Annotated in this window: 1 protein-coding gene; it reads right to left on the bottom strand. The window is 46.9% G+C overall.

The window, feature by feature from the left end; all coding sequences use genetic code 11:
• A partial coding sequence (locus R7E00_RS25150) for a DUF294 nucleotidyltransferase-like domain-containing protein (protein WP_318124931.1) occupies nt 1–1,038 on the bottom strand: 1,038 nt, incomplete at both ends.

The following is a 1,038-nucleotide window of genomic DNA, read 5'->3' as shown; positions in this document are numbered from 1 at the left end:
GTCACCGGTACAATATTTGTAACCACAAGCGTCAAGGCCGTCACTGACAAACTTGGCGAGATCTTCAAAGTACTTGCCATGTTTCTCTTCTTGATAGGATTCGTCCAGAATAATGGCGTTGTCTTGGTCGGTAACCAGCAACTGTTCGTCGCGTCCCATTGAACCTAATGCGAGGAAACAATAAGGAATCGGAGGCGCACCGAGTTCTTCTTCTGCCAGCTCCAATAAACGCTGTTTGAAACTTCGGCCAATTACCGACATCGCGCTGCCAACCATGTGTGAATTGGCGTCTTCGTTAACCAGACGTACGAAGCTGCTTTTGACTTCTTCTGCGACTGTCGCTAAATCTTCGATGCTTTGCTGCTGAAAAATGCTGCTTACAAGAAGCAGTGAGTTTTGCGATTCATAACGAACAATATCGGTAGTTTCGATGATGCCTATCGGTAGTTGATTTTTGACCACCGGCAGATGATGCACGTTGTAGCGTAACATCGTTAGCATGGCTTCATAGATGTAAGCATTATGGTCGAGAGAGATCACTTCCGTCGTCATGACTGTTGAAACATCATCTTGAGGAGACAAGCCTTCTGCAAGCACTCGAGTACATAAATCTCGGTCAGTAATGATGCCTAAAACGGGCGATTGCGGATCATCTTCGTCACGGACAAAATCGGGGTCGACAATCAAGAGTGATGAAATGTTGTCCTGAGCCATTAACTGCGCTGCTTGTTGGATTGTTTGGCCGCGGTTTATGGTCGGGGCATCGCCAGTAAGTAGGGTCTTGACTTTAGAGGTGGTTAAGTCGTTTGCGTCTTTGTTTTCTGAAATGGTTTGGCGCAAGCGGGCGCTGTTTTCTACTTCAACAAAATCGGCGAAAGAGTCGAAGTTGTCGTAGATCTCTTGAAACACCTCGACCGGAATGCAGTAGAGTAGGGTGTCTTCAATAGCTTTTACCGGGAAACGAACTTTGTTGTTGGTAAGCAGCCCCATTATACCGAATAGGTCGCCTGCATGGAGACGTGTATGAAGCACACCCTG

Source organism: Vibrio sp. Vb1755 (assembly GCF_033338635.1).
In the GTDB taxonomy this organism is placed as follows: Bacteria; Pseudomonadota; Gammaproteobacteria; order Enterobacterales; family Vibrionaceae; genus Vibrio; species Vibrio alginolyticus.
This window is presented reverse-complemented; position numbering and strand designations above follow the sequence as displayed.